Below are 25222 nucleotides of genomic sequence, written 5' to 3'. Positions count from 1 at the left end.
ATATGCTTTGCACATGGATTTAGCCAGATAAAATTTATCCTTTTGTATTACTTAAATAATCACTAATAATTTCTAGAATTACCTGTTCAATATCTGGAATTTGAGATGGAATAATTTTATTTTCAATATGTTTATGATTGGTATAACCTAAATCGGGCTTATGTTTCGCATTATCATAGCGAAATATCAATTTATTTTCACTGTCTTGATAATGAAAAGAATAGGAAAGTTTTTCAACAGATTCTTGTAAATCTACATATTCTTTAAAAAATAGGCAATTGCCTTGGATAAATTCTAGATTTCCTTGAATAAAACCAATATAATTTGATCTGGAATCTACGGAAAAGTTAAATGATAATATCCATCCGTCATGTACATATTTTTGAATAATAGAAATAATGTTAGCTTGGTAATTGTTGAGTAACATATTCGATTGCTTCTAACTTTTGCAAATAATTAGTTAATTTATTCTTTATTTTAATCTCCCCAGCCCAACTCACATATTCTTCATCTCTTCCTTCCAGGTCTTCCGCTGTCCAATGAGTGAAAAAATGCTCAGATGAGATTTGATATTTTGTTTCAAATTCATTTAACAACTTATTAGTTTTTGCTAGTGAACGCTGTAAACTTTTAATTTCCGATTCAATAGCTGATTGAACTAGGTTTTTTTCGCTTTCAATGTCTGGAGAATCAGATTTAATTTGTATTTGTAACATCAAATTTACCTCCAATAAATTACTAACATTTAAAACCCCCTAATACCCTGTTCCAAACCCTCACAGACACCTGTAAGAAAATCTAAATCCAAAGTGGCAATAGTATCACTAGGTTTGTGATAATGGGGATTTCGCATAAATGCCGTATCCGTCACCATGATTGCGGGATAACCTTCATCCCAAAAAGGTGAATGATCACTTAAGCGAGTTTGGGGAACGAATAAACCGCGATTTGGTACGGGTAGCCATTGACTATTTATACTGGATTGTTTCATATTACCACTTAAACTAATTAAATCACCCAAAGTCCGCAAATTGCCAATTAGAGCAATAAAATCACCGCGATTTGGGTAAAATAATCCCAGAGGAAAAGGGTATTTTTGAGAACCAGGAGTAGAATCCCGATATCCCAACATTTCCAAAGATATCATCAAGCGAAGAGGTTGCTTTTGTTCGCGCAACAAAGCTGCATAATCAGCACTACCCAACAACCCATATTCTTCCATATCAAAAGCCACCAACCGCAAAGGATATCTAGCGGGTTTTTCGGCGAAACTCCTGGCAAATTCTAATAAAACCGCCACACCCGTTGCATTATCATCAGCCCCAACAGTTCCTAATACACCATCATAGTGAGCGCCAATTAAAATTGGTGGTAAATCTGCCTTTTGGTTTTTGACAGCAGCGGGTAAATTTAAAATTAGGTTTTTACAGCTTTTACCTCTGACTTTAAAGGTGTGGATTTCCACACTTCCCCATTGTCCCAATTGCTGGCGAATGTATTCTTGAACAAAAAAATGCCCCGCACTGTCCATATAGGGATTGCGTTCTCTGGCTACTTCCTGAAGATGGGTTTCTAACCGCTGTTTTAAATTCAAAGTGGATAAAAATAATATGTAATGGACAAGAGTAAGAGTAAAAATGAATATTCACCTTTTCAACTGACCACTGACAACTGACAACTGACTGAAAATGCTATCCTAGTTTAGCAAGTAGCACTGCTGTTGCTAAAATGCCTCTAATTCCTGATTTAATGATGACTATTATATTATTGGATTGTTGACCTGATTTAGCACCAAGCTAAAAGCAGTATTATTATATCATTATAAATTTACAAAACACGCAACAGGAGACGAGTAACGCATGGGCAAGGTAGTTGGCATCGACTTGGGTACAACCAACTCAGTAGTCGCCGTCATGGAGGGTGGCAAGCCGGTGGTGATTGCCAATGCAGAAGGAATGCGAACAACCCCCTCCGTAGTTGGCTTTAGTAAGGAAGGCGAAAGGGTTGTGGGGCAAATGGCCAGACGGCAAACCGTCCTTAATCCTCAAAATACCTTTTTTGCGGTAAAACGCTTCATTGGGCGCAAGTATGGGGAATTAAACCCAGATTCTAAGCGTGTTCCTTACACTATTCGCAAAGATGAAATTGGTAATATTAAAGTTGCCTGTCCCCGGCTAAATAAGGAATTTTCCCCAGAAGAAATTTCGGCTATGGTGCTGAAAAAATTAGCTGATGATGCTAGTCGTTACCTGGGTGAACCTGTTACCGGGGCTGTGATTACTGTTCCGGCTTATTTTAATGATTCCCAACGCCAAGCTACCCGTGACGCGGGCAGAATTGCGGGTTTAGATGTTTTACGGATTCTCAACGAACCCACAGCCGCATCTTTAGCTTACGGATTAGATCGAGGTTATACAGAAACTATTCTTGTGTTTGATTTGGGTGGGGGAACTTTTGATGTGTCTCTACTAGATGTGGGTGATGGCGTATTTGAGGTTAAATCTACCAGTGGAGATACTCAACTCGGTGGTAATGATTTTGATCGAAAAGTAGTTGATTGGTTAGCGGAACAGTTTTTAGAAGCAGAAGGTGTAGATTTAAGACGCGATCGCCAAGCTTTGCAACGGTTAATGGAAGCCGCAGAAAAGGCGAAAATTGAACTTTCGGCGGTTAGTGTCACCGATATTAATTTACCCTTCATTACCGCCACGGAGGACGGTCCAAAACACCTAGAAACTCGGCTGACGCGATCGCAATTTGAAGGTTTATGTGTAGACTTACTGGGTAGAATCAGAACACCAGTTAAGCGGGCGTTAAAAGATGCCGGAGTTTCTCCTGTAGATATTGAAGAAGTCGTATTAGTTGGTGGTTCTACGAGAATGCCCATGGTGAAACAGCTAGTTCAAGATTTAATTGGCATTGAACCCAACGAAAACGTCAATCCTGATGAAGTCGTCGCTGTGGGTGCAGCTATTCAGGGCAGTATTCTCGCTGGGGAACTTAAAGATGTTCTCCTCTTAGATGTTACACCCCTATCTATGGGCTTAGAAACCATCGGTGGTGTCATGAAAAAACTCATCCCCCGCAATACAACTATCCCAGTCCGTCGTTCTGACATCTTTTCTACTTCTGAAAATAACCAAAATAGCGTAGAAATCAATATTGTCCAAGGTGAAAGGGACATGGCCACAGATAACAAATCATTAGGACGGTTTAAACTCTATGGCATTCCTCCCGCACCCAGAGGCATTCCCCAAGTGCAAGTATCTTTTGATATTGATGCTAATGGGATTCTCCAGGTAACAGCCCTAGATCGAACTACTGGCAGAGAACAAAGCATTACTATTCAAGACGCTTCTACTTTAAGTGAGTCAGAAGTTAACCGCATGATTCAGGATGCTCAAAAATACGCCAATGTTGATAGAGAAAGGAAGGAACGAGTTGAAAAACGGACCCGCGCCGAAGCGTTAATATTACAAGCAGAACGACAACTGCGAGAAGTAGCTTTGGAAATGGGAATGCAATTTGCCCGCAACCGTCGTCAACGCATTGATAATATTTGCCGGAATTTACGAGAAAGTTTACAAGCTGACGAAGATCGCGGTATTGATCAGGCTTATGCTGATTTACAAGATGCTCTGTATGAACTGAATAGAGAGGTCCGTCAGTATTATGCTGAGGATGAAGATGAAGATTTATTTGGTGCTATCCGGGAAATCTTTGTGGGTGAAAAAGAAAAAGAACCGCCAAGGGATGTTTACAGAGATAACTATCGCCAACGAGATTCATCTAACCGAGGTGTTAACAGGGACTATGGCAGGGAAAATCAAAATCGTTCTCCTAATTATGAAAGTCGTCCCACTCGCAGCAAACGCCCTAGCTATCAGGATAACTGGGATGATGACGATGATTGGTTATAATTCGATTTTAGATTTTAGATTAACTATATTTGATCTACATTCAAAAATCTTTCCCAATATTTGATTTGCAGGGTCAGTCATAAGTAGAAGCGCAACTGAGAACTGACCACTGTACGGGCGAAGCATTTGGAGAACTATTTTTGGCAATGACCGATAATTTATCTTCTAAATGCCCCTACTAACAACTGACAACTGTACGGGCGAAGCATTTGGAGAACTATTTTTGGCAATGACCGATAATTTATCTTCCAAATGCTTCAACTGACAACTGACCACTGTACGGGCGAAGCATTTGGAGAACTACTTTTGGCAATGACCGATAATTTATCTTCCAAATGCTTCAACTGACAACTGACCACTGTACGGGCGAAGCATTTGGAGAACTACTTTTGGCAATGACCGATAATTTATCTTCCAAATGCTTCAACTGACAACTGACCACTGTACGGGCGAAGCATTTGGAGAACTATTTTTGGCAATGACCGATAATTTATCTTCCAAATGCTTCGCCCCTACTGACAACTAACATTTAACAGATTATGCAAAATTTGCAGAACTTTCGGGATTATTACGAAATTTTAGGGGTTTCTAAAGATGCCACCAGTGAAGAAATCAAGAAGGTTTATCGGCGTTTAGCTAGACAATATCACCCTGACCTTAATCCTGGGAATAAGGAAGCTGAGGAGAAATTTAAAACCATTGGTGAGGCTTATGAAATCCTTTCTGATTCTAGCAGGCGATCGCAATATGACCAATTTAGCCGCTATTGGCAACAAAACGGCTTTGCTGGCAATAAACAAACTCCCAAGCCAAAAGGTTGGGATAACCGCGCTAACGCTCGTTCTAGTCAAGAAGTAGACCCCAGCCAATTTAACGATTTTGAAAGTTTTGTTAATCAAGTAATTGGTGTCAGCAATCGCAAAGATCCCAAAAGTAGTCCGGGAAGTACCAGCACTAGCGACCCCTTTCGCAGTCCCAGAACCAAAGTTTCATATACAGTTAATACCCCGCCACCCCGTGCCACCCGTCGGGATATCGAAGCTAGATTAACCTTACCTTTAGAAAAAGCTTATCAAGGTGGTAACGAAAGAATCCGTTTAGAAGATGGACGTTCTCTCGAAGTGACTATGCCCCCAGCTATGGTAACAGGGCAAACTATCCGCTTACGAAATCAGGGAATTAGTGGTGGTGATTTATACTTAAAAATTACCGTTGATCCTCATCCTTTGTTTAAGTTAGAAGGCATTAATATCTTCTGTCAAGTACCTGTGACTCCCAGTGAAGCAACTTTAGGCGGACAAGTCGAAGCACCTACCCTTGATGGTCCAGTGAAAATGACCATTCCTGCTGGTGTCAGGTCTGGGCAAAGATTCCGTCTTGGTAATAAAGGCTACCCTGGCGAAACTGGTCAACGTGGTGATCAATTAGTGGAAATTCAGATAGTAACTCCCAAAAATATTAGTCCTCAAGAACGAGAACTTTATGAAAAATTACGAGAAATAGAAACCTTTAAACCTCGCGCTGATTTAATTTAACAATAAAACAAACTACAGAAGCAACAAGAGAAATTAATTTCTCCACAGATGGCTCAGATGCAGAGTGGGTAGAGAATTTTAGATTCCTGGATCTGTTACCATGAAAATAGATCCTCCACTAACTTGCAGCTATGACCGTCAGCCAAAATATTGAACCCGGTTTAGATGTAATATTTCCACCAAGTAATCTAGAAAGTGACGAACCACCTTTGGAATCATCTTTACATCTACAACAAATGCTACTACTAATCCAATGTCTCAATTGGTGGTGGCGAGATATAAATAAAATTAATAATTATTTTGTTGCTGGGAACATGACTGTTTATTATAGTCCTCGGCAAATTAAAACTAAAGATTTTCGTGGTCCAGATTTTTTCCTAGTGCTGGATACAGAAAACCGCGAGCGAAATAGTTGGGTAGTCTGGGAGGAAGGTGGTAAATATCCTAACTTAATTATAGAATTGCTTTCTCCCTCCACTGCTTCCACTGATAAAGGGTTAAAAAAACAAATTTATCAAGATATTTTCCGCACACCTGAATATTTCTGGTTTAATCCGCAAAATTTAGAATTTGCTGGTTTTATCTTGTTTGGTGGAACATATCAACCCATAGAACCTAATCCTCAAGGTTTATTATGGAGTCAGCAGCTAAATTTATATTTGGGTGTCCATGACGGTAAATTGCGTTATTTTCTGCCAGAAGGACAGTTAATGCTAACACCAGAAGAATATGGAGTACAAGCAACCCAACGTGCAGAACAACAAGCCCAACTCACAGAAGAAGCAACCAAACTCGCAGAACAACAAACCCAGCGTGCAGAACAACAAACCCAACTCGCAGAACAAAAAGCCCAACTCGCAGAACAACAGGCTCAACGTGCAGAACAACAAACCCAAATCGCAGAGGAAGCAACCCAACGTGCAGAACGTTTAGCTGCCAAACTCAGAGAATTGAATATTGACCCCGACATTTTATGAAATTAGGACAGCAATTCTCATTTTGAACTGAAACCCATCTCAGTTGGAAAAACTTAAACAAGAGAATAGGCTTTTTAGAGAAAGTTATTGAGAAATATTTTTAATAGGTCGCACAAAATTTCCAAAATGAGAATTGCTGATGTTTTGTGGCTATTTCTGCTATAGCTACCCAAGAGATTTAGAATAGAAAAAAACTTATTTGAGCAAAGTGACTCAAAAAACCGTAAACCAAAATGAGGAAGTCCCACACAGCAGCGAAATTACCTATTACTCCCTGCTAGGACTCTATCCTGGAGCATCAGTAATTGATATTCGTCGCGCTTATCGAGAACTGAGCAAACTCTATCATCCAGATACGACAGAATTACCTGCTAATATTGCTACTGCTAAATTTCAGCAAATAAACACAGCCTACGCTACCCTCTGTAACCCAGAACGACGATTGAGCTATGATTTGAAAGTGGGTTATTCCCGTTTTGACGTAATTCAAGCACCACCCGATTTAAACCAGTCTGTACATAAGCCTTACGATTTTTCCAAATCAATGTATCTCGATGCTACAGATCGCCCTTTGTCTTCTGGAGAAATATTTGTATTATTTATTTTGGGGTTGACCATTGTTGGTTGTATGCTATTAGCGATTGCGATCGCCATTCTCCGTGGAGAAGCAATCAGTTAAACTCAATTTCTCACCTCTAAAATCACCAATAATCTTGAATTGAATTGAATTGCTTATGCTTTCCGCTAATACACCACTGTATAGTCATTCTTTACCACAAATCGAACAATGGCTAAAAAACCAAGGTTGTCAACAAGACGATACCCAACTACATTGTTGGCGTGTCCAACGATCTAGTTGGGAAGCGGAACTTTGGTTAGATACTGAACAAATTACAGTTCGCTATTTTCAATCAGGAGAAAACCGTCAAGATATTCAACGTTCCTTTAAATATTCCCTGAGTCGGGAAGACATCGAAGAAGCCGTTTTTTCAGGGCCATAATCTATAGCAGGAGTCAGAAGTTGGGATTTTGGATTGATTACTGCATCTAAAATCCAAAATTGTCAGACTTTCCCAAAACGGCGTTCTCGTTGTTGATAAGCAGATAAAGCGCGATGAAATTCATGACGGTTAAAATCCGGCCAGAGAGTATCAGAAATATAAATTTCACTATAAGCCATTTGCCAAAGTAAGAAATTCGATAATCGCATTTCTCCACTGGTGCGAATTAATAAATCTGGATCTGCTATTCCAGCCGTATATAAATGAGCTTCAAATACTTCTTCAGATATATCTTCAGGCTGTAGTAAATCTTCTTTAACCTTTTGAGCGATCGCCCGACAAGCTTGTAAAATCTCCTGTCTACCCCCATAATTAGTCGCTATTGTAAACCGAATACTGCGATTATCCTTAGTTTGATCCATAGAATGGGAAATCTCAGCCTGAAGAGCCTGTGGTAAAGCCGATAAATTACCCACAAACTGAATTTGCACATTTTCCTCCACCATTTCCCGCAGTTCTTGGCGTAAAACGCGCTGAAATAGATTCATCAAAAATTCTACCTCCTCCTCTGGTCTTTGCCAATTCTCCGTTGAAAAAGCATAGGCAGTTAGTGCTTTAATTCCCCAGTCTTTGCAACAGTGCAGCAAATCCTTGAGAACATTTACACCGGCTTTATGACCCATCATCCGGGGTAGACCGCGACTTTTTGCCCATCGGCCATTACCATCCATAATTACCGCGACGTGCTGAGGGAGTAATTCTTGTTTTAAATCAAGAGGTAAATATTGCAATTCAGTTTGTTGTGTTTTCATTTTTTATCTTGAGAAGCGGTCGTACCCCTACGGGTAGCGTGTCGAAGACAAGGTAGCCTAAGTAACCGGGACATTAATTTTAGTGATTGATCACCAAGTTGACGAACTAAACTGAAAAGACCAGGTGCATGAGCTTCCCGATCTACAGTGGGAGAGAATCGAGTCTCTAAAGACTCTTTGAGCTTTTTAATAGTTAGTGGTCTATATAGAGTTCCCTTTTCCGCTAAGGAAATAGAACCCGTTTCTTCTGATACAACAACACAAATACAATTTTCGACCCTTTCAGTAATTCCCATTGCCGCCCGATGGCGTGTTCCCAACTGCCGCGACGCTGTGCGTCCTGAAAGTGGTAAAATTATACCAGATGATACAATGCGCGAACCACGAATTAACGTTGCTCCATCATGTAACAAAGTTTTCGGTTGAAAAATAGTTTGGATCAGTTCTTTAGAAACTTCAGCATTTAGCTTCACTCCTGGAACGGAGAAATCTTGTTCTTCAATGGGTCCTGTAGTTTCTAAAATTAGTAAAGCGCCAATCCGATTTTTTGATAACTCTTTAATTGCATCAACAATTTCATCAATTACACTATCCGACTTAGGAATTGCTCTAGCGTTATTCCGAAATAACTGCCAAAATTCACCACGTCCCAATTGTTCTAAAAAACGGCGAAATTCTGATTGCAGTGCTACAGCCATAGCCACAGCACAGCCAATCACCAATTTTTCCAGGACAAAATTTAGGAGGGGTAATCCCAATTTGCCACTGAGTGCCGAGCAGAGCATTAAGACTATAAACCCTCGCACCATCCATAAAGTGCGCCGTTCACTAATAATAACCAGGATCATGTATGTCAGTGCCAGCACTAACATTATATCCAGAGTCCCAAGGAACAAGGACTGTGACCTATCTCCCAGGTTTATCAGCCATTGCTTCCACCAATCTCTCATAAAACCTCGCCGTATGCAGGAAACTCAGAGTCTTCAGACCTGAGAGGGAAGCGACACGAGCGATTAAAGTCGCCGTGACATTTGTGGTAAAATTAAATTGCGAGTAAGAATTATTGTCTACGTATTGAAGCATCCTAGTACGGAGAAATCCCGGCTCCTGTGAAACAACGGTTAGATTTTCTAACGGCAGTATGACGAGAAAGAGCAAGCAATGGCAGGTTGACTGAGCGTACCGTGCCACAGGCTTAGTGACAGATTCCGATAGCGCAGCGTGGCTTTAGCCATAGCATTTTGAACAAAAGTAAGCGCAATTTCAACACCTTAGTTGGTAGTTGTTTTGAGCGTTTAGTCGGCGTTTGACGGTCGCAGCGAGAGTTTTACTCTGTCCGCAGAATCTCAGTGGCTGAAGCCATGAGAGTGTCAAGACATCTGGATTCTTATAGTCAGTTGTCAGTTGTCAATTGTGATTTTTTAACCACTGACCACTGACCACTGACTACTGACTATTTCAGTCTTTCCGGTAGGCAATCTTGTCGAATCAAATCTTGATAAGTTTCGCGCTGCAAAATTAAATTTGCTTCACCATTTGCCACTACAACTGCTGCCGGTCGGGGGAGACGATTGTAATTAGATGCCATACTGTAATTGTACGCACCAGTTCCCATAACTACGAGAATATCATTTGCTTCAGTTTTTGGTAGTTGGGCATTTTTAATCAGAATATCCCCTGATTCGCAGTGTTTACCAGCTAATGTGACCGTTTCAGTGCAGGGGGTAGATATTTTATTAGCAACTACTACCCGATAAACTGATTGGTAGGTGATAGGGCGGGGATTATCGGACATTCCGCCATCAATCGCTACGTAGGTGCGAATTTCGGGAATAACCTTCGTAGCACCAACAGTATAAGCAGTGACGCAAGATGTGGCTATGAGCGATCGCCCTGGTTCACAGAGTAATTTTGGTAAAGGCAGATTTTCCGAGATACAAGCAGTTTGTACAACCTCACAAATTGCCTTAGACCATTCCACAATGCTTGGTGGATCATCAGATTCTGTATATCTAATCCCTAAACCACCACCAACATTTAATTCTCTCACCTTTAATCCATGTTTAGCCGCATCTCTTAACCACTGCACCATCACAGCAGCTAAATCTCTATGTGGTTGACGTTCAAAAATTTGTGAACCAATATGAGCGTGTAACCCCACACAGTTTAAACTGGGCTGCTTACTTACAAAAGCAAATACTTCTTGTAAATCATGGGGATCAAAACCAAATTTACTATCTAAGTGTCCAGTACGAATATATTCGTGGGTATGGCATTCTATCCCAGGAGTTAAGCGTAGCATAATCCGAATGGGCGAAAGATCAGAATTTTCTGTGTTCTCCCCTGCTATCTTCACCAGCAGATCTAATTCATGCCAGTTATCCGCTACAATAGTACATCCAGACTGAATCGCTAAAACTAACTCATCATGAGATTTGTTATTTCCATGTAAGTAAATCTTATCAGGACTCATACCCGCATTCAGCGCAGTATAAAGTTCGCCACCGGATACTACATCAATTCCTAACCCTTCTGAGGCAACAATGGCACAAACAGCTAAACAATTCCATGCCTTAGAAGCATAAAGTACCTGAGATTCTCCCTTGTAATATTCCTTAAAGGTATCTCGATATTGCCTACAAGCTGTCCGCAGGGTTTCCTCATCTAAAATATATAAAGGTGAAGCAAACTGTTCAACTAGGGTTGTGACATCACACCCACCGATTTCCAGATGATCATGATCATTAACTCTCGCTGTCAAAGGTAAGAGTTGTTGGTTAGGAGAAATATCAGCACTGTCACCAGTTGTTGACTGTAAATATTGACGGCCAGAAAGTTGAACTTCGACGGGGTAAGTCGATACCATAACTAATAAGAGTTGTCTTTGTGAAAAATCAGGCCATGAGTATATGTCCTGATTTCCAGTTTAACCTCTCATTGGTAATGGATAATTGGTAATTGGTAATTAACCTTCCTCAATCCTCAAAAATTGTGATTTCATCCGACTTAAAAATTCAATCTTTAACCACAGATAATTTAACTGAACTATTAGAACTAGATAAAGCTTGTTTTGATGGTTTATGGACTATGGAAGGCTACCTGCGGGAGTTAGAAAGTCCTAATAGTCATTTTTTGGGTTTATTTTCCCCTTTTAATCATTCTGAACTCTTGGGAATGGGGTGCTTTTGGTCAATTCTAGAAGAAGCACACATTACAATTTTGGCAGTTCATCCCCAATATCATGGTCAAGGGCTAGGAAAAGCCTTATTATATTCCCTTCTGCAAACTGCGGCTGATCTTGGTTTGGAAAGAGCTACCCTCGAAGTCCGCGATTCTAACTACGTTGCTATTTCTTTGTATCAAAAGTTTGGTTTCAAAACTGCGGGAAAACGACGGGGTTATTACAAAGATAACAATGAGGATGCCTTGATTCTTTGGCTTTCTGAACTACAACAACCACATTTTTTCAAAAATCTAGATAAATAGGCAATAGACAAGTCTAATAAATTCACCCTTCTAGATTCCAACGAACAACTAACAACGAACAACTGACAACGAACAACTGACAACTAACAACTGACTAATCTTCCAGTGATTGGGCTTGAACTTCAACCGCTGTCACATCAATTGTTCCTTCTGGTGTGAAGCGTTGGAATTGAAAGTTTTTAACTAATAGTTGTTCACCGCAGTTAACACATTGTACTTGGCTGTTATTTACCCCTGTTAATTCATATCCACATACGGGACACTGGTTAGTAACTAGATTTTTTGCTAACCACCAACGAAACCCCAAGAATGCTACCACAGGTAAAAAAAACAATAACCCCAAAATAATTACTAAAGAATTAACTAACCAGCCTAATCCCAATGATGCTAATAGCCAGGCGATTGCTAACAGGGTCAACCAAGGGCGGATCTTTTCAAAATTGAATTGCAAGTTTTTGGTCATGTCTCTTTCTTTGTGCTATTGACTCTAGGATAGCGAGTTTAGTCCTGGGTTATCCCCCAGTAATACAGGTATTTCATCAGCCATTGCCTCTAAATATACAATCCTCAAGTTTGCTTGCGAGGTTATTATGCAAAAATCAGCTAGACGATCATGAAATATTAATTCTTCTTTAAATATTATTTTTGATGCGGAAGAAAATTGCTTTCGTTGCGTCTGATCACCAGAAATATCAGACAATAACCCCAAACTGTCATCATTTTGACTTTTAACTTCCGCTTTGCGGTGCTAGTTCTTAATGTTGTCCTTCTAAACAATATTTAACAATTAACAGGCAATTTCTAGTATCTGAATCACGTTCATAGACTACTTTATCTGCCAAACGGCGGAGTAAAAACCACCCATATCCACCTACTTGCAGAGTCCCAGGTTCTGGCTCGGTGATCACGTCAGGATTAAATGGTTTTCCATAATCCCAAATTCTTATTTCCAGTTTATCAATCCATAAACTGACTTGAATTTCTATAGTTGTTTCCGGTGGTAAAGCATGATGAGCATGACGAACTGCGTTGGTAAAGCCTTCTGCTAATGCTAGGTTAAGACAATAAACTTGGGTATCTGACCAGCCATATTTAGGTAAATATCGCTCACAGAATTCTTCAAACCATTGTTGTACTTGGATCAAGAGTTTAAGATCGCTCTTTACCGTTTGATGGTCTTGCTGCACTATGCTAAGCATTGACCGTGACTTGGATAGAAAGTAATTGAAAAGTATTTGCGTTTTTTTGTGATTGATAATTTCACATTTAGGAATTTAGTTAACGTCTGTTGATCTTCAAAAGCATATCTCTTTTGAAATATCAGTAACAAGTAGACCATAAAAGATTTACGGCTAGTACCGCAGGGCGGAATTAAAAATTAACAATTAAAAATTAAAAAGCAGATGGTATAAGCTTTTCAGGGATTTTTAATGGTTGCTTAACTTACGCCGTATTGTACTAGTTGTTTGTCAGATATTATCCCGTATATGCTCTTGAAAATTACAGACGTTACTGGATTTAGTTTTGACTGAACTATCTTAGAACAATCCTAAAGTTAAGGATTTGTCTAATGGGAGTGCAGCACCAATACCTAGCCACAGGGTAACAAGAGTCCCAAAAAGAAATACTGTTGTTGCTACAGGGCGACGGAAGGGGTTTTGAAACTTATTCACGTTTTCCAAGAAAGGAACGAGAATTAGTCCCAAGGGGACAGCAGCCATTGCTAATACACCTAATAGTTTACTAGGTAATGAGCGGAGAATCTGGAATACAGGATATAAGTACCACTCTGGCAAAATTTCCAAAGGAGTAGCGAAAGGATTGGCTGGTTCACCGATCATCGCGGGATCTAGAGTTGCTAGAGCCACAATACAGGCGAAAGAACCCATAATGACGACTGGGAATATATAGAGCAAATCGTTGGGCCAAGCAGGTTCACCATAGTAATTGTGACCCATGCCTTGGGCAAGTTTAGCTCTCAATTTGGGATCGCTCAGATCCGGTTTTTTTTGCGTTGACATTTTTAAATTCGCTCTCCGACTGAAGTGAAGTTAAAGAATTGGTGAAAGCTATCAACAATACAACTAGCTCAAGTTTCCGATGGTAGTTTATGTCTACAACTTACAAGTTATTTTCTCTTTAGTTTAAAACAAACTACGATGATCTGGAAACACAAGTTTTGCCTATTTGCTAATAACTTTGATTACAAAGGTCCAGAAATACCTTGTTTGCGAATCATCAAGAAGTGGAACAACATGAAGACGGCAATTAACCAAGGAAGAACGAAGGTGTGAGCGCTATAGTAGCGGGTAAGTGTAGCTTGACCAACACTAGAACCACCACGGAGTAAATCGGAGATGAGAACGCCGACTACGGGAATGGCTTCTGGTACACCACTAACAATTTTTACAGCCCAGTAACCAACTTGATCCCAAGGCAGAGAGTAGCCTGTTACACCGAAGGAAACGGTGATAACTGCGAGGATAACACCACTGATCCAGGTTAATTCGCGGGGCTTTTTGAAGCCACCGGTTAGATAAACACGGAAGGTGTGGAGAATCATCATTAATACCATCATGCTGGCTGACCAGCGGTGAATGGAGCGAATTAACCAACCAAAGTTGACTTCATTCATGATGTACTCGACAGAGGAGAAAGCTTCAGCAACTGTAGGTTTGTAGTAGAATGTCATCGCAAATCCAGTGGCGAACTGAATCAGGAAGCATACTAGGGTAATTCCACCTAAACAGTAGAAGATGTTAACGTGGGGAGGTACGTATTTGGTGGTGATATCATCAGCAATTTCTTGGAGATCCAAGCGTTCCTCAAACCAGTCATAAACGTTGGCCATACAATCCTAAGTTCCTAAAAATAGATTGCGGTTGATAAGTTTTGTGATGCGAAGCTTAGTCATGAGTGACTATTCAACTAACCTCAGTTAGAGGGTTCGCTTCTCGCTTCATCCAAGAGAATGGGCTTCTATTGGTCTACGAGCGTAAATTCGGGTGTAACTCACCCTATTTTTGAGAAATCCCCCTGTCTCTCGTCTTTGCCAGCCAACGCTAACTATGTTGACTCCAAAGAAGATTTTATCGTTGATCAGGAAGAATGGACATCTCACAAATTTGGACTAGCAAGTTTATGAGAAGAATGCACTTCTTCTATAAAAAAAGTAACATAGTCGAGAGATAGATTTCATCAGCAACTGATCATTACAGAAAGTTTTAGGGAATTTGAGTCTGAGATGGCACTGAAATTAGGGTTCATTCACAAACGGTTTTGGCGGCTAGGATGTTTACTACTATTGCTTTTTGGTTTGGTGTTGGCAGGATATGTTCCTCCGGCTTCAGCTTTGACCCCAGAACAGAAGCTAGTTTATGAAGTGTGGCGAATTGTTAATCGCTCTTATTTAGATGGGACTTTTAACCATCAAAGCTGGCTTGATGTGCGACAAAAGGCGTTAAAAGGCAACTTCGCCAACCATGAAGCAGCTTATTCTACTATTCAGTCTATGCTGAAGAGCCTGGATGATCCTTTTACCCGGTTTCTTGAGCCTGAGAAGTATCGCAGTTTGCAAGTTAGCACTGCTGGAGAATTAACTGGGGTGGGTTTACAAATTACTCTCAATCCACGTGGTGGTTTGGAGGTAATTACACCTATTGAAGATTCTCCAGCCGACAAAGCGGATTTAAAACCACGCGATCGCATTTTGAAGATTGAGGGTTTATCTACAGAGAATTTGACTCTTGATGAGGCTGCGGCACGAATGCGTGGATCAAGGGGCAGCGTTATTACGCTTTTAATTGGCAGGGAAGGAGAAAAGGACCGGGAAGTTATCTTGGTGCGCGATCGCATTGCTCTTAATCCTGTTGTCTCTGACTTACGATTATCCCCGGAAGGAACCAAGATTGGTTATTTGTCCCTGAGTCAATTTAGTGCCAATGCCGTTACTGACTTGGCACACGCTATTTCTATTCTAGAAAAAAAAGGCGCGTCTGCCTATATTCTTGATTTAAGAAATAATCCGGGTGGACTCTTACAAGCGGGAATTGAAATTGCTCGTTTATGGTTAGACTCTGGCACAATCGTTTACACTGTCAACCGTCAAGGCATTCAGGGAACTTATGAAGCCTTTGGTCCAGCCTTAACCACAGATCCTTTAGTAATTATCGTTAATCAAGGAACTGCCAGCGCCAGCGAAATCCTCGCAGGTGCTTTACAAGATAATCATCGCGCCCAGTTAGTCGGGGAAACGACTTTTGGGAAGGGCTTAATTCAATCTTTGTTTGAATTATCGGACGGTTCTGGTTTGGCGGTGACAATTGCTAAATATGAAACTCCTAACCATCGAGATATTAATAAGTTGGGAATTAAGCCAGATCAAATTATTCCCCAACCATCACTTAACCGGGAACAAATCGGCACAAAGGCAGATGTTCAATATCAAGCGGCTATCGAACTTTTGAGTAAAAAATTGGTAATGGGTCATTAGTTAGTTGTCAGTTGTTAGTAGGGGCGAAGCATTTGGAAGATAAATTATCGGTCATTGCCAAAAATAGTTCTCCAAATGCTTCTCCCGTACAGTTGTCAGTTGTCAGTGGGAAGAATTTCCTTCCCTGTTCCCTGTTCCCGTAAAGTTACTAAATTCAAGTTCTTAATTTTTTGGTATGCTTGGTCTATACAGGGTTTACCCCTGAGATAACCTGTATTAGCTCCGGGGCATAAATAAGTTAAAGTTTGTGGTGTGAAGCGATCGCTTAATAATTTAACACTTTTGAGTTGTCGTGGCCAATGGAAAGTTTTAGAAGTGCGTAGTGGCACAGGTTCGCCGTGCTGGTTAGGAAGTAAATGCCGTCCAGAAAATAACACGCCGTCAAATTCACGATAGTATAGACAAGAAGAGCCTGGAGAATGGCCTGGTGTCCAAATTATTTGCGTTGTGGCATTAAGAGTGAACTCATCAGTAAAAGTGGTGACAGTTGAACCAGGCAATAAATAGGCTTCTTGTTCTTGGATGAGAATTTCGCAATTTAAGATTTGCTGATATTCTGCGGCTTTACCAATAGCACCACGATGACTGATAAAAAACCACTTGACTCCCCCATGCAAGGACAAAAAATCCTGGTTTATCTGTTCTAAAGCTGGGCAATCTATGAGAATATTCCCTACATTTGTAATAATGAAGTAAGATGTTGCTCCTAAAGTGTCCCGATTAGGTGGAAAAGCAAAAATACTGTTGGGTGTCAAAACTAAAGGATTTTCCGCCTTTGATGGGCTTTTTAGGGATATAGAGCGTGGTTGTTTAGTCTGATGACTGGACTGCTGAGGAAAAGAAGACATAAATGAAAAAACTCAAATTCGGAAGTGGTGAACAATCAGGTTACAGTGTATTTACCATGACTGTTAACTGTGATTAAAAAATTAAGGCGTGCAGTCTTATTTGTCATCAAAATCTGTAACAGAAATTATAGGTAAGGCATTCTATCAAACATAGTGAAGATAACATGGCATTTTGGTTTCTCCTCGTTTTCGTTTTGGGGTCATTGACTTATTTAATGATGCAGCACAGTGTTGCACGGGCTACAAGAACCCCTATATGGTTATTGTGGTTGGTTTTAATGACACCGGCATTTGTATTGACTGGTTGGACGCTGGTACATGGGATCAAACAAGCTCCCCCATCAGCATTAATTCTCTGGATATCAGGGGGTTGTTTATTATTATATTGGCTATTGTTTAATAGGGGTCGGCAATTACCCGTAGATCCACAAAATCAATCTCCAGAAAATCAGGGACAAGCAAGTAATAATTCTCCTCAAGAAACAGTACCAGTCCGTCCCATTGATTTAGCAGAAGAAAGTCAACTACGAAATTGTTTTCCCTGGTCTGTATATTATGTGCAAAATATTGAGTATCGTCCCCAAGCCGTAATTTGTCGGGGACAGTTGCGAACTATGGCTAGTGAGGCTTATGAGCAAATTAAAGCTAATATTGAAGGACAATTTGGCGATCGCTTTCTCATCATATTTCAAGAAGGAATAAATGGTAAACCCTTCTTTGTTTTAGTTCCAAATCCTCAAGTAGTTAGACAAAATAACCACCGCGATTCCGAAAAAATTACTCGACCAGGGTTAGCATTACTATTATTAGTAGCAACTTTATTTAGCACTACCTTTGTCGGATTGAGAATTGCAGGTTTTCAAGTCAATTCGCTAGAATCTTATTTGACATTATTTTTTAACGGTGTACCTTATGCTTTAGGGTTAATAACTATTTTAGGAACTCATGAACTAGGTCATTACTTAACAGCAAGATTCTATAAAATTCGCTCCACATTGCCTTATTTTATTCCTATACCTTATTTCTTAGGAACATTTGGTGCTTTTATTAAAATGGGGAGTCCTGTCCCTCACCGCAAAGCTTTATTTGATGTCAGTATTGCTGGACCATTGGCAGGATTTATGATGACTATACCTTTATTGATTTGGGGTTTAGCTCATTCGGAAATAGTAGCGTTACCGGAAAAAACCGGAATGTTAAACCCCAATGCACTTAATCCTCAATATTCGATTTTATTAGCTTTACTCTCAAAATTAGCCTTGGGAAGTGAATTAACCGCAAAATCTGCCATTGATTTACATCCAGTTGCAGTTGCAGGTTTCTTAGGATTAATTGTCACTGCATTGAATTTGATGCCCGTGGGACAACTAGATGGTGGTCACATTGTTCATGCTATGTTTGGACAACGGACTGCTGTTTTCATTGGTCAAATTGCTAGATTATTATTATTAATGCTTTCGTTTATTAGAGAAGAATTTTTATTGTGGGCAATTATTTTATTATTCGTTCCCTTAATTGATGAACCTGCTTTAAATGATGTCACAGAATTAGATAATAAACGGGATTTTATGGGATTAATGTCAATGGCTTTATTGTTATTGATTATTTTACCATTACCCCAATTCTTAGCTCGTTTATTGCAGATTTAGGACAAATTTAACTATAAACGTGATATAGAGGCAGGTAATAGTTGTCAATTATCAATTACCAGCCTCAATATTGTAGTTTAAGGTTTTAATTTGTGGGTGCGTTAATTGAATTAGCGGCTTCCGTAGCCTTTTTAGAAGCATCCGTGCTACCCATGCGGATTTCAGAGGTGAAGGAAGCCATACTAAAGCCACCAAACCGCTTCAAAACACTTACTCGCATCCGCAAGTTAGGACTGGCAAACCATAGCCTTTCTTCAGACCACATGGTTTCATACTCAGTAATCAGAGTTAAAGCCCCATCATCACCGATTTTATAGCTACCAGCAACGGGGGCTTTTTCGGCATAACCCATTTCTCGGAGTAATTTACCTTCATCTGGGTTATCCGCATTCGGGACTGTGGCTAAAACGGTCGAACCCTGGTGTTTTTCTTCGTCCCATTCCATTGTGCCATTCCAGGTAACTCGCGCCCCACAGGAAGCTGTATGAGCCGCAATTTCATACTGTTCACACAGTTTAATTACTTCTGGATGATCAGCGGCTAACATCTCAATCACGATGTCTGATTTGCCGTCTTCTGACTGCTTAAAAGCTAAATGGTGACTAGTGCGATGAGAAAACCACTTTCCAGCACTTAATTCAAAAAATTCTTCAATGTTCATAAATAAAGTTATTCTGCATCATAATTTTAACAATCTCTTGACTCCAATTTACTTCTTCATTATGTATAATTCCTATAATTTTGTAAATCGGTTTCAGAAATTTGATCGGCTGGAACAAACTTGTAATGTTTCTCCTGCACGATTCTTACTTCACCTTCATATATTGTCAGTTCAAACATAGCAATAAGCTTTTCTCAAAAATCATCAGTTGAAAATATTTAACCAAGATTTATTTTAAATATGGAAATTGTTTGGGGATAGATATTAATATTATTTATCAGAAGCCAAAAATCTTAACAACAAATCTTGTTTTTCCAAATTTGTATTTCCTTGAGACTGATTATTCCCGACTACTTTAAAAAAATAGTCCCGTATTTTAGTAATATGTTGAGTCATTTTACCAACTCCCTTTAAAGTATGAATACTTTTAGGTAAACGTCCACAAAAAACAGAGGGAACAACATCTAATAACCACCAATCAAAAAGTTCCCGTCTACCTTGCGAACCTGGAAAAATAGCATAACCCTGGAAGCAATCATCTAATATATTTAATATGGCTTCTCTTTTCACAGACTCCAGCACTTGCGGTATATTGTCAAAAACATCAACAGCTTCATCAAGAGCTTGATATTGTCCCAAAGTATTTTGATAATTCTGAAATGAAACGTTTAAATTTGGCTGATAATTATCTTGATAATATATCCAATTCTGAAAAAGATACTGAAATATATTACCAGTTATTGTCTCACGAGGTAAATAAGTTTTAATAGTTGGTTGCACAGCAATTCCCATAACTATAGCCATAAAAAAATAGCAATAACTTATATCTAAACTATTTTTTTCTTTTTCTATTGCATCAAATACTGTGATTAAAGAATCTTCTAAACTTATTCCCTGAATGTCTTTTTCTTCATATAATTCTGCATAAGAATATCCCTGCATTTTCTCTATGACTAAACGTAAAGAATCAGGAATTTCAGCAGATAAAATGAGAGGAGACTTTTCAACTTCATGCAATATCAATGTCATAGTTAATTGCTACTCGGAGGATAAGGATATGTCCAGGAGATAGTTATTTTTATCTCAGGAAATCTTTGCTCAAATTGATTTATAACACCTTGACAACTCTCACAGGGTTTTCTTTCTGTGTAAAGATACAATTGCCCTCTAACGCGGTTATTATCCTTATTGTAGATAAATTCTAAAGTTTCTGCAATGGCTGACAAAACCTTATATTCCGCATCAGTATCCATAATACGTTCTGAGTGAGAATCTACAGCAGGTTCAAATTGTCCTCCCTTTGACTTAGGTTCTGGTTGAGGTGCTGGACTGTTGGCTCTAGATGTTGCACCCATTCCAAAAGCTTTACCATCTTCTAATCGTACCTCGATAATAGCAATATTACCCTTCGGAAATGATCTTCTAAGATATATCTCTCGGATATTAGCTGCATCTGAGATTAAATTTGGTTCTTCCATATTGGATTTATAATAATAATAATAATAATAATAAAATAATTAATGTAGCTACAATAAAATTGCTGTATTAGCTAAGAGGGTGTTTGAAAAGTTATGGTTGATGTATCAAATATTTTTTACCCCACCCTAACCCTCCCCTTGTAAAGGGGAGGGAACTGGATTTTTATTGTTTCCCCCCTTTACAAGGGGAAAGAGGGGTAGCAATGTGATGAAAATTACGGAATACCACTTTTCAAACATCCTCTAAATGCTAAATATTCATTTTTTCCTGGTTCTCGATTCTATCACATGATGATTGACTCCAAAATATTTTGCGGCTGCTGACATATCAAATGTTAATAAACTAATATCCCCTAAGTCTTTAACACCTTGAGGTCGAGAAGATTTGATATCTAAAACTTTAATAATTTCCTCTGCGACTGCTTGCGCTAAAAGCGGAGGAACAGAATTACCAATTTGTCGAAAACCATGCCATTTTGTCGGATGAAATCTAAACCAATCAGGATAGGAATGTAACCGCGCAGCTTCCCTGACAGTGATACATCTGGGGATAAAAGGATGGATGGGACGAGGAGAAGTAAATGCCCCTTTATTACTAGGTGTTCCCGCTCTTAACGTATTACATAAACCATCAGGATCAAGTTTATGAAAACGACTAATTGATTCAATTTTACCATGAGGTGTAGAAGCAAATCTTGACCTAGATTCAGGTGAATGTTTGCTTCTTAAACTTGATGTTAGTAAGGTCAGATCATATTGACGTTTATAGGCATAGTTATTTTTTGCAATTTCCAGATTATGCAGTTTTTTAGCATAGTTACTAGGGTTACTAAATTCAGTTAATATCCAATCTTGTTGATATAGTTCTGGATAGTTTTCTATTGCTGGTAAATCTTGTAATGCGTCCCAAACTGTGGGAGATGTTTGATTAGGGAATGTAATTTTTTCTGGATATTTCGGTAATTCTAAATCTTCACGCGCACCTAGTAAAAATAATCTTTCCCGATTTTGTGGTACTCCATAATTAGCTGCATTTAAAACTTGATAATTTGCATCAATTTGATAACCACTTTCAGTAAATTGATTAATGATTTCAGCAATAAATTCCTTGTGTTTTCCTACGGTCATTCCTTTGACATTTTCTAATACAAAAAACTTGGGTTGTAATTCTACAACCAATCTAATAAAATGGAAAACTAAAGAGTTTCTTGGATCATCAAAAGAGCGTTTTCCTATTAATGAGAAACCTTGACAGGGAGGACCACCAAAAACTACATCAATTTCTTGATTAGCAATTTGAGAACTATTCCTAATTTCCTTCCCTGTTGTCTCTTCTACACTTTTACAGATCACCGTCCAAAAGGGAAAGTTAAATTTATGGATTGCACAATGAATTGGATCTATTTCCACAGATGCCAGAATATCAAAACCAGCTTGTTCAAAGCCTAAAGTCATTCCTCCTGCACCTGCAAATAAGTCAACTGCAATTGGTCGGGTTTTTGCCATTTTAACTATTATCTACTTTTTCATTGCTAATATTTCTTTGGCAGTGCGATCGCATACTCCCAATTCTCCCAAACAATGGCGCATTTCTTGATAATCTAATAAAGTTTTTTGTCTTTTTTCAGGATTTAATAACAATTCCATGGCTGCTTCAACAATATTATCGGCTGTGGCTTGTTCCTGTAAAAATTCGGGAACAATTTCCCGCATGACAACTAAATTTACTGGAGAAGCAAAGGGAATTGAACCTTTAAGAATATGACGTACAATCCAAGCAGTAATGGGATGAAGACAATAAACTACAACTTGGGGGACATTTAATAATGCAAGTTCTAAATTGACAGTTCCCGATTTAGTAATTGCGAAATCAGCCGCAGCAAAAATATCCTTTTGTTGATCTGATACTAGTGTAGCTTTTAAACCGTAATCTTTAATTGCTGCTGTAATTGGTTGTCTAAATGTTTCCAAAGATAGAGGAATCCAAAAATGGACATTTGGTAATTTAGATTGGATATTTTGGGCAGCTTGAAAAATCATTGGTAAAAGATATTTTAATTCTTGATGACGGGAAGCTGGTAACAGGGCAATGGCGATTTCTGCCGGTTTAATTCCTAATTTCTCTCTGGCAATTTCTCGATTTGGTGCATTTGCCATTCTATCAATTAAAGGATGTCCTACCCAACAAACCTTTGCCCCATTTTGCCGATAATATCGCGCTTCTTCAGGGAAAATTGCTAATAGTTTATCTGTAAAACCAACAATGCGGTTGGTATTCTGAAAACTCATAGACCATACCCACTCTTGAGGAGCGATATAATAAGCCACAGGTACATCTGGCAAATTTTCCCTCATGAATGTACCAATTCCCAGATTTGGCCCCATATAGTCAATTAGGACTACTAAATCAGGGGGATTTTTCTTTAAGTAAGCGATCGCTTGGCGTTGTACCCTTAAAGTAGGGATAACATAAGGCAAAGACTCAATCAAACCCATTGAACCAATACCGCTAGTATCCCCCAAAATTTTCGCCCCAGCTTCCGCCATTTTCTCCCCACCCAAAGCGATAATTTCCAATATCAAACCCGTAACAACAGCTTGACGTTGCAGTGCTGCAATCAATAGCGAACCCTGTAAATCCCCAGAAACTTCGCCAGTGCTAATAAATATCCGCATTTTAAAACTTTAGATTTGAGATTTTTACGCCCTTTCCCAGTTGAAAATTACCTACTTTCTTCTTCTTCTTCTTTTCTTCCTTCGCTACCTTCGCTTCTACCCTGCGGGGCGCTACGCGAACGTGGTTCATTAAATCCATATTCTGCCGATAAAAACAGAGTAACTGCTAAACTTTAAGGACGGGAAAACCCCGCCCCTACATCTAACTGACTATTCATTATTCATCACTGACAGATTTTCTGCCCTTTCCGGGAATTAAACCGCGTCTTCCGGGCATTTGGGAAAGGAGTAAAAAACGGCGAAGATGTTTTAATTGTTCTGAATCTCCTAAATTTTCTAACTCTTGTAAAGCATCTTTAAATAGGAAATCAGAACGATAGAGAAGACGGAAAGCTTTTTTAATTAATTGGAAATCACTAGCAGCCATTTCCGAACGTTTTAATCCTACCAAATTGAGCGATCGCACTTTTGCCGGATTTCCTTCCACCAACATATAAGGAGGGACATCCCTATCAATGCGTGTCATTCCGCCCACCATAGACATAGTTCCTATGTGAACAAATTGATGCACACCTAAAACGCCGCTCAGTCTAGCTCGTGATTCAATATGTACATGACCCGCCAATGCTACAGAATTAGCAATAATGACAGAATCTTTAATCAGGCAATTATGACCTACATGAACATAAGCCATTAATAAATTGCCATTACCGATTATCGTCGCTTCACCCCTGCCAGTAGCGCGGTTAATCGTCACATATTCACGGATGGAATTATTGTTACCAATTTTTACCCAAGTCGGTTCTCCCACGTATTTGAGATCCTGGGGCTGCATACCGATAGCTGCACCGGGAAAAATCTGATTTCCCGTACCAATTTCACAAAGGCCTTCTAGGACGACATGAGCGCCAATTACAGTGTCTGCACCAACTCTAACATTCTCGCCGATCACAGCATAAGCGCCGACTTGCACTGTTGAGTGGAGTTCCGCATTAGGATGGATGACAGCAGTTGGATGAATAAGTGTTTTCAAAGGTGAATCTCCAAAACTAAGTGCTACTTGCTAATTTATTCAATTAAGAAACGTGTCGGGCAAAGTTCAGTTATGTGTGAGGGCGAAAATCTAAAATCCTGTTATGGTATAATAAATTTTAACTAATCAAAGAAAACATTAGTTCTCCTTCAGCGGCTAATTGTCCATCAACTTCCGCTCGTCCGTTCATTTTCCCGAACCGACGCTGCTTCACCCACAACAGTTCCACCGTCATTACCAGTTGATCTCCAGGAACAATTTGCCGACGGAAACGGACTTTATCAATACCAGCAAAGACAAATAGTCCTCCTTTTGATTCCGGCATTTGCGTCATCACAATCCCGCCGACTTGTGCCATGGCTTCGATAATTAGCACACCTGGCATCAGCGATCGCCCTGGAAAATGCCCTTGAAATTGGGGTTCATTAAAGGTAACATTTTTAATACCCACGGCTTTTTTACCAGGTACATAATCAATAATCCGATCTACCAGTAAAAATGGATAGCGATGAGGTAAGAGTTCCTGAATTTCCTCAATACTAAAGGTAGTTTTTATAGTCTGTGGATTGACATTATCCTCACTTGATGTATTCAATTCCTGGGAATTAGGTTCGGTAATAGTGGACATTAGTGGTACGTTGTTTGAATAATTAA

Annotated in this window: 28 protein-coding genes; 9 read left to right on the top strand and 19 right to left on the bottom strand. The window is 39.4% G+C overall.

Translation table 11 applies throughout. The features are described 5' to 3' along the window. Positions 1–34 precede the first annotated feature (34 nt). The 3 genes from FJR09_RS17675 to FJR09_RS17665 are packed head-to-tail and all read right to left on the bottom strand — an operon-like array spanning position 35 to position 1594. Positions 35–427, bottom strand: coding sequence for a DUF6516 family protein (locus FJR09_RS17675; protein ID WP_168653610.1), 393 nt, complete (start codon positions 425–427; stop codon positions 35–37). Further along, positions 402–716 carry a hypothetical protein gene (locus FJR09_RS17670; protein WP_168653611.1) on the bottom strand — a complete coding sequence of 105 codons (315 nt, stop codon included), beginning with the start codon at positions 714–716 and terminating at the stop codon, positions 402–404. Before FJR09_RS17670 ends, FJR09_RS17675 begins: the two co-directional genes overlap by 26 nt. Before the next feature lie 29 nt (positions 717–745). Then, positions 746–1594, bottom strand: coding sequence for a M28 family peptidase (locus FJR09_RS17665; protein ID WP_168653612.1), 849 nt, complete (start codon positions 1592–1594; stop codon positions 746–748). A 265-nt stretch (positions 1595–1859) separates the two neighbouring features. On the opposite strand from FJR09_RS17665, the gene dnaK reads away from it, so the two are divergent. Next, on the top strand, positions 1860–3920 hold the full coding sequence (dnaK, locus tag FJR09_RS17660) for a molecular chaperone DnaK (RefSeq protein ID WP_168653613.1): 2061 nt from the start codon (positions 1860–1862) through the stop codon (positions 3918–3920). On the opposite strand, the gene FJR09_RS25950 is transcribed toward dnaK, so the two are convergent. Further along, positions 3915–4046: a hypothetical protein gene (locus FJR09_RS25950; protein ID WP_256370270.1), complete on the bottom strand. Its 132-nt coding sequence runs from the start codon at positions 4044–4046 to the stop codon at positions 3915–3917. The genes dnaK and FJR09_RS25950 overlap by 6 nt on opposite strands. Before the next feature lie 413 nt (positions 4047–4459). Here FJR09_RS25950 and FJR09_RS17650 point away from each other — a divergent pair, with 413 nt between their 5' ends. The 4 genes from FJR09_RS17650 (at position 4460) to FJR09_RS17635 (ending at position 7433) form a co-directional block, all read left to right on the top strand. Further along, entirely contained in the window at positions 4460–5455 is a 996-nt protein-coding gene (locus FJR09_RS17650) for a DnaJ C-terminal domain-containing protein (protein ID WP_015083366.1), read from the top strand. 131 nt (positions 5456–5586) lie between these two features. Then, positions 5587–6432: a Uma2 family endonuclease gene (locus tag FJR09_RS17645; protein WP_015083367.1), complete on the top strand. Its 846-nt coding sequence runs from the start codon at positions 5587–5589 to the stop codon at positions 6430–6432. Between the two features lie 208 nt (positions 6433–6640). Next, positions 6641–7111 (top strand): J domain-containing protein, encoded by a 471-nt coding sequence (locus tag FJR09_RS17640; RefSeq protein ID WP_015083368.1) that lies wholly within the window; start codon positions 6641–6643, stop codon positions 7109–7111. A 55-nt stretch (positions 7112–7166) separates the two neighbouring features. Next, complete coding sequence (locus FJR09_RS17635; protein ID WP_168652237.1) at positions 7167–7433, top strand: DUF3143 domain-containing protein; 267 nt, start codon at positions 7167–7169, stop codon at positions 7431–7433. A 62-nt stretch (positions 7434–7495) separates the two neighbouring features. Here the strand turns inward: FJR09_RS17635 and FJR09_RS17630 are convergent, their stop codons facing one another. From FJR09_RS17630 to lysA, 3 genes are all read right to left on the bottom strand, one after another. Beyond that, on the bottom strand, positions 7496–8245 hold the full coding sequence (locus FJR09_RS17630) for an isoprenyl transferase (protein WP_015083370.1): 750 nt from the start codon (positions 8243–8245) through the stop codon (positions 7496–7498). Then, positions 8242–9195: a diadenylate cyclase CdaA gene (gene cdaA, locus FJR09_RS17625; protein WP_015083371.1), complete on the bottom strand. Its 954-nt coding sequence runs from the start codon at positions 9193–9195 to the stop codon at positions 8242–8244. The genes FJR09_RS17630 and cdaA overlap by 4 nt, the downstream gene beginning before the upstream one ends. 503 nt (positions 9196–9698) lie before the next feature. Continuing rightward, positions 9699–11111, bottom strand: a complete 1413-nt coding sequence (gene lysA / locus FJR09_RS17620) for a diaminopimelate decarboxylase (RefSeq protein ID WP_015083372.1) — start codon at positions 11109–11111, stop codon at positions 9699–9701. Positions 11112–11236: 125 nt separating this feature from the next. On the opposite strand from lysA, the gene rimI reads away from it, so the two are divergent. Next, the gene (gene rimI / locus FJR09_RS17615) at positions 11237–11731 is read left to right on the top strand and encodes a ribosomal protein S18-alanine N-acetyltransferase (RefSeq protein ID WP_015083373.1); all 495 of its coding nucleotides are present in this window, start codon (positions 11237–11239) and stop codon (positions 11729–11731) included. Positions 11732–11825: 94 nt separating this feature from the next. Here the strand turns inward: rimI and FJR09_RS17610 are convergent, their stop codons facing one another. From FJR09_RS17610 to petB, 4 genes are all read right to left on the bottom strand, one after another. Then, positions 11826–12194, bottom strand: coding sequence for a hypothetical protein (locus tag FJR09_RS17610; protein WP_015083374.1), 369 nt, complete (start codon positions 12192–12194; stop codon positions 11826–11828). Between the two features lie 292 nt (positions 12195–12486). Beyond that, the gene (locus FJR09_RS17605; RefSeq protein WP_015083375.1) at positions 12487–12930 is read right to left on the bottom strand and encodes an anti-sigma regulatory factor; all 444 of its coding nucleotides are present in this window, start codon (positions 12928–12930) and stop codon (positions 12487–12489) included. A gap of 339 nt (positions 12931–13269) precedes the next feature. Beyond that, positions 13270–13752: a cytochrome b6-f complex subunit IV gene (gene petD / locus FJR09_RS17600; protein WP_015083376.1), complete on the bottom strand. Its 483-nt coding sequence runs from the start codon at positions 13750–13752 to the stop codon at positions 13270–13272. Positions 13753–13934: 182 nt separating this feature from the next. After that, positions 13935–14582, bottom strand: coding sequence for a cytochrome b6 (petB, locus tag FJR09_RS17595; protein WP_015083377.1), 648 nt, complete (start codon positions 14580–14582; stop codon positions 13935–13937). A gap of 393 nt (positions 14583–14975) precedes the next feature. Between petB and ctpA the strand changes: the two genes are divergently transcribed. Next, a complete protein-coding gene (ctpA, locus tag FJR09_RS17590; protein ID WP_015083378.1) occupies positions 14976–16223 on the top strand; it encodes a carboxyl-terminal processing protease CtpA in 1248 nt (415 codons plus the stop codon). An 11-nt stretch (positions 16224–16234) separates the two neighbouring features. Continuing rightward, positions 16235–16366 (top strand): hypothetical protein, encoded by a 132-nt coding sequence (locus tag FJR09_RS25945; RefSeq protein ID WP_256370269.1) that lies wholly within the window; start codon positions 16235–16237, stop codon positions 16364–16366. On the opposite strand, the gene FJR09_RS17585 is transcribed toward FJR09_RS25945, so the two are convergent. After that, positions 16319–17071: an MBL fold metallo-hydrolase gene (locus FJR09_RS17585; RefSeq protein WP_168653457.1), complete on the bottom strand. Its 753-nt coding sequence runs from the start codon at positions 17069–17071 to the stop codon at positions 16319–16321. The genes FJR09_RS25945 and FJR09_RS17585 overlap by 48 nt on opposite strands. A gap of 164 nt (positions 17072–17235) precedes the next feature. Between FJR09_RS17585 and FJR09_RS17580 the strand changes: the two genes are divergently transcribed. Then, a complete protein-coding gene (locus FJR09_RS17580) occupies positions 17236–18720 on the top strand; it encodes a site-2 protease family protein (protein ID WP_168631924.1) in 1485 nt (494 codons plus the stop codon). 85 nt (positions 18721–18805) lie between these two features. Here the strand turns inward: FJR09_RS17580 and FJR09_RS17575 are convergent, their stop codons facing one another. The 7 genes from FJR09_RS17575 to fabZ all read right to left on the bottom strand — a co-directional run bounded on the left by FJR09_RS17575 (position 18806) and on the right by fabZ (position 25196). Further along, complete coding sequence (locus FJR09_RS17575) at positions 18806–19381, bottom strand: phycobiliprotein lyase (RefSeq protein WP_015083381.1); 576 nt, start codon at positions 19379–19381, stop codon at positions 18806–18808. Between the two features lie 270 nt (positions 19382–19651). After that, a complete protein-coding gene (locus tag FJR09_RS17570) occupies positions 19652–20398 on the bottom strand; it encodes a hypothetical protein (protein ID WP_235082071.1) in 747 nt (248 codons plus the stop codon). A gap of 14 nt (positions 20399–20412) precedes the next feature. Next, positions 20413–20859, bottom strand: a complete 447-nt coding sequence (locus tag FJR09_RS17565) for a deaminase domain-containing protein (protein WP_015083383.1) — start codon at positions 20857–20859, stop codon at positions 20413–20415. A gap of 258 nt (positions 20860–21117) precedes the next feature. After that, positions 21118–22365: a DNA cytosine methyltransferase gene (locus tag FJR09_RS17560; RefSeq protein WP_015083385.1), complete on the bottom strand. Its 1248-nt coding sequence runs from the start codon at positions 22363–22365 to the stop codon at positions 21118–21120. A 12-nt stretch (positions 22366–22377) separates the two neighbouring features. Further along, a complete protein-coding gene (lpxB, locus tag FJR09_RS17555) occupies positions 22378–23535 on the bottom strand; it encodes a lipid-A-disaccharide synthase (protein WP_168653727.1) in 1158 nt (385 codons plus the stop codon). A 217-nt stretch (positions 23536–23752) separates the two neighbouring features. Continuing rightward, a complete protein-coding gene (gene lpxA / locus FJR09_RS17550; protein WP_148763897.1) occupies positions 23753–24568 on the bottom strand; it encodes an acyl-ACP--UDP-N-acetylglucosamine O-acyltransferase in 816 nt (271 codons plus the stop codon). 118 nt (positions 24569–24686) lie between these two features. Further along, positions 24687–25196: a 3-hydroxyacyl-ACP dehydratase FabZ gene (fabZ, locus tag FJR09_RS17545; protein ID WP_168653728.1), complete on the bottom strand. Its 510-nt coding sequence runs from the start codon at positions 25194–25196 to the stop codon at positions 24687–24689. Positions 25197–25222: the final 26 nt, after the last annotated feature.

It is taken from the genome of Dolichospermum sp. UHCC 0406 (genome assembly GCF_009712025.1).
Lineage (GTDB): Bacteria > Cyanobacteriota > Cyanobacteriia > Cyanobacteriales > Nostocaceae > Dolichospermum > Dolichospermum lemmermannii.
Note: the sequence above shows the minus strand (reverse complement) of the source record. Positions and strands in the feature narration are given on the sequence as shown.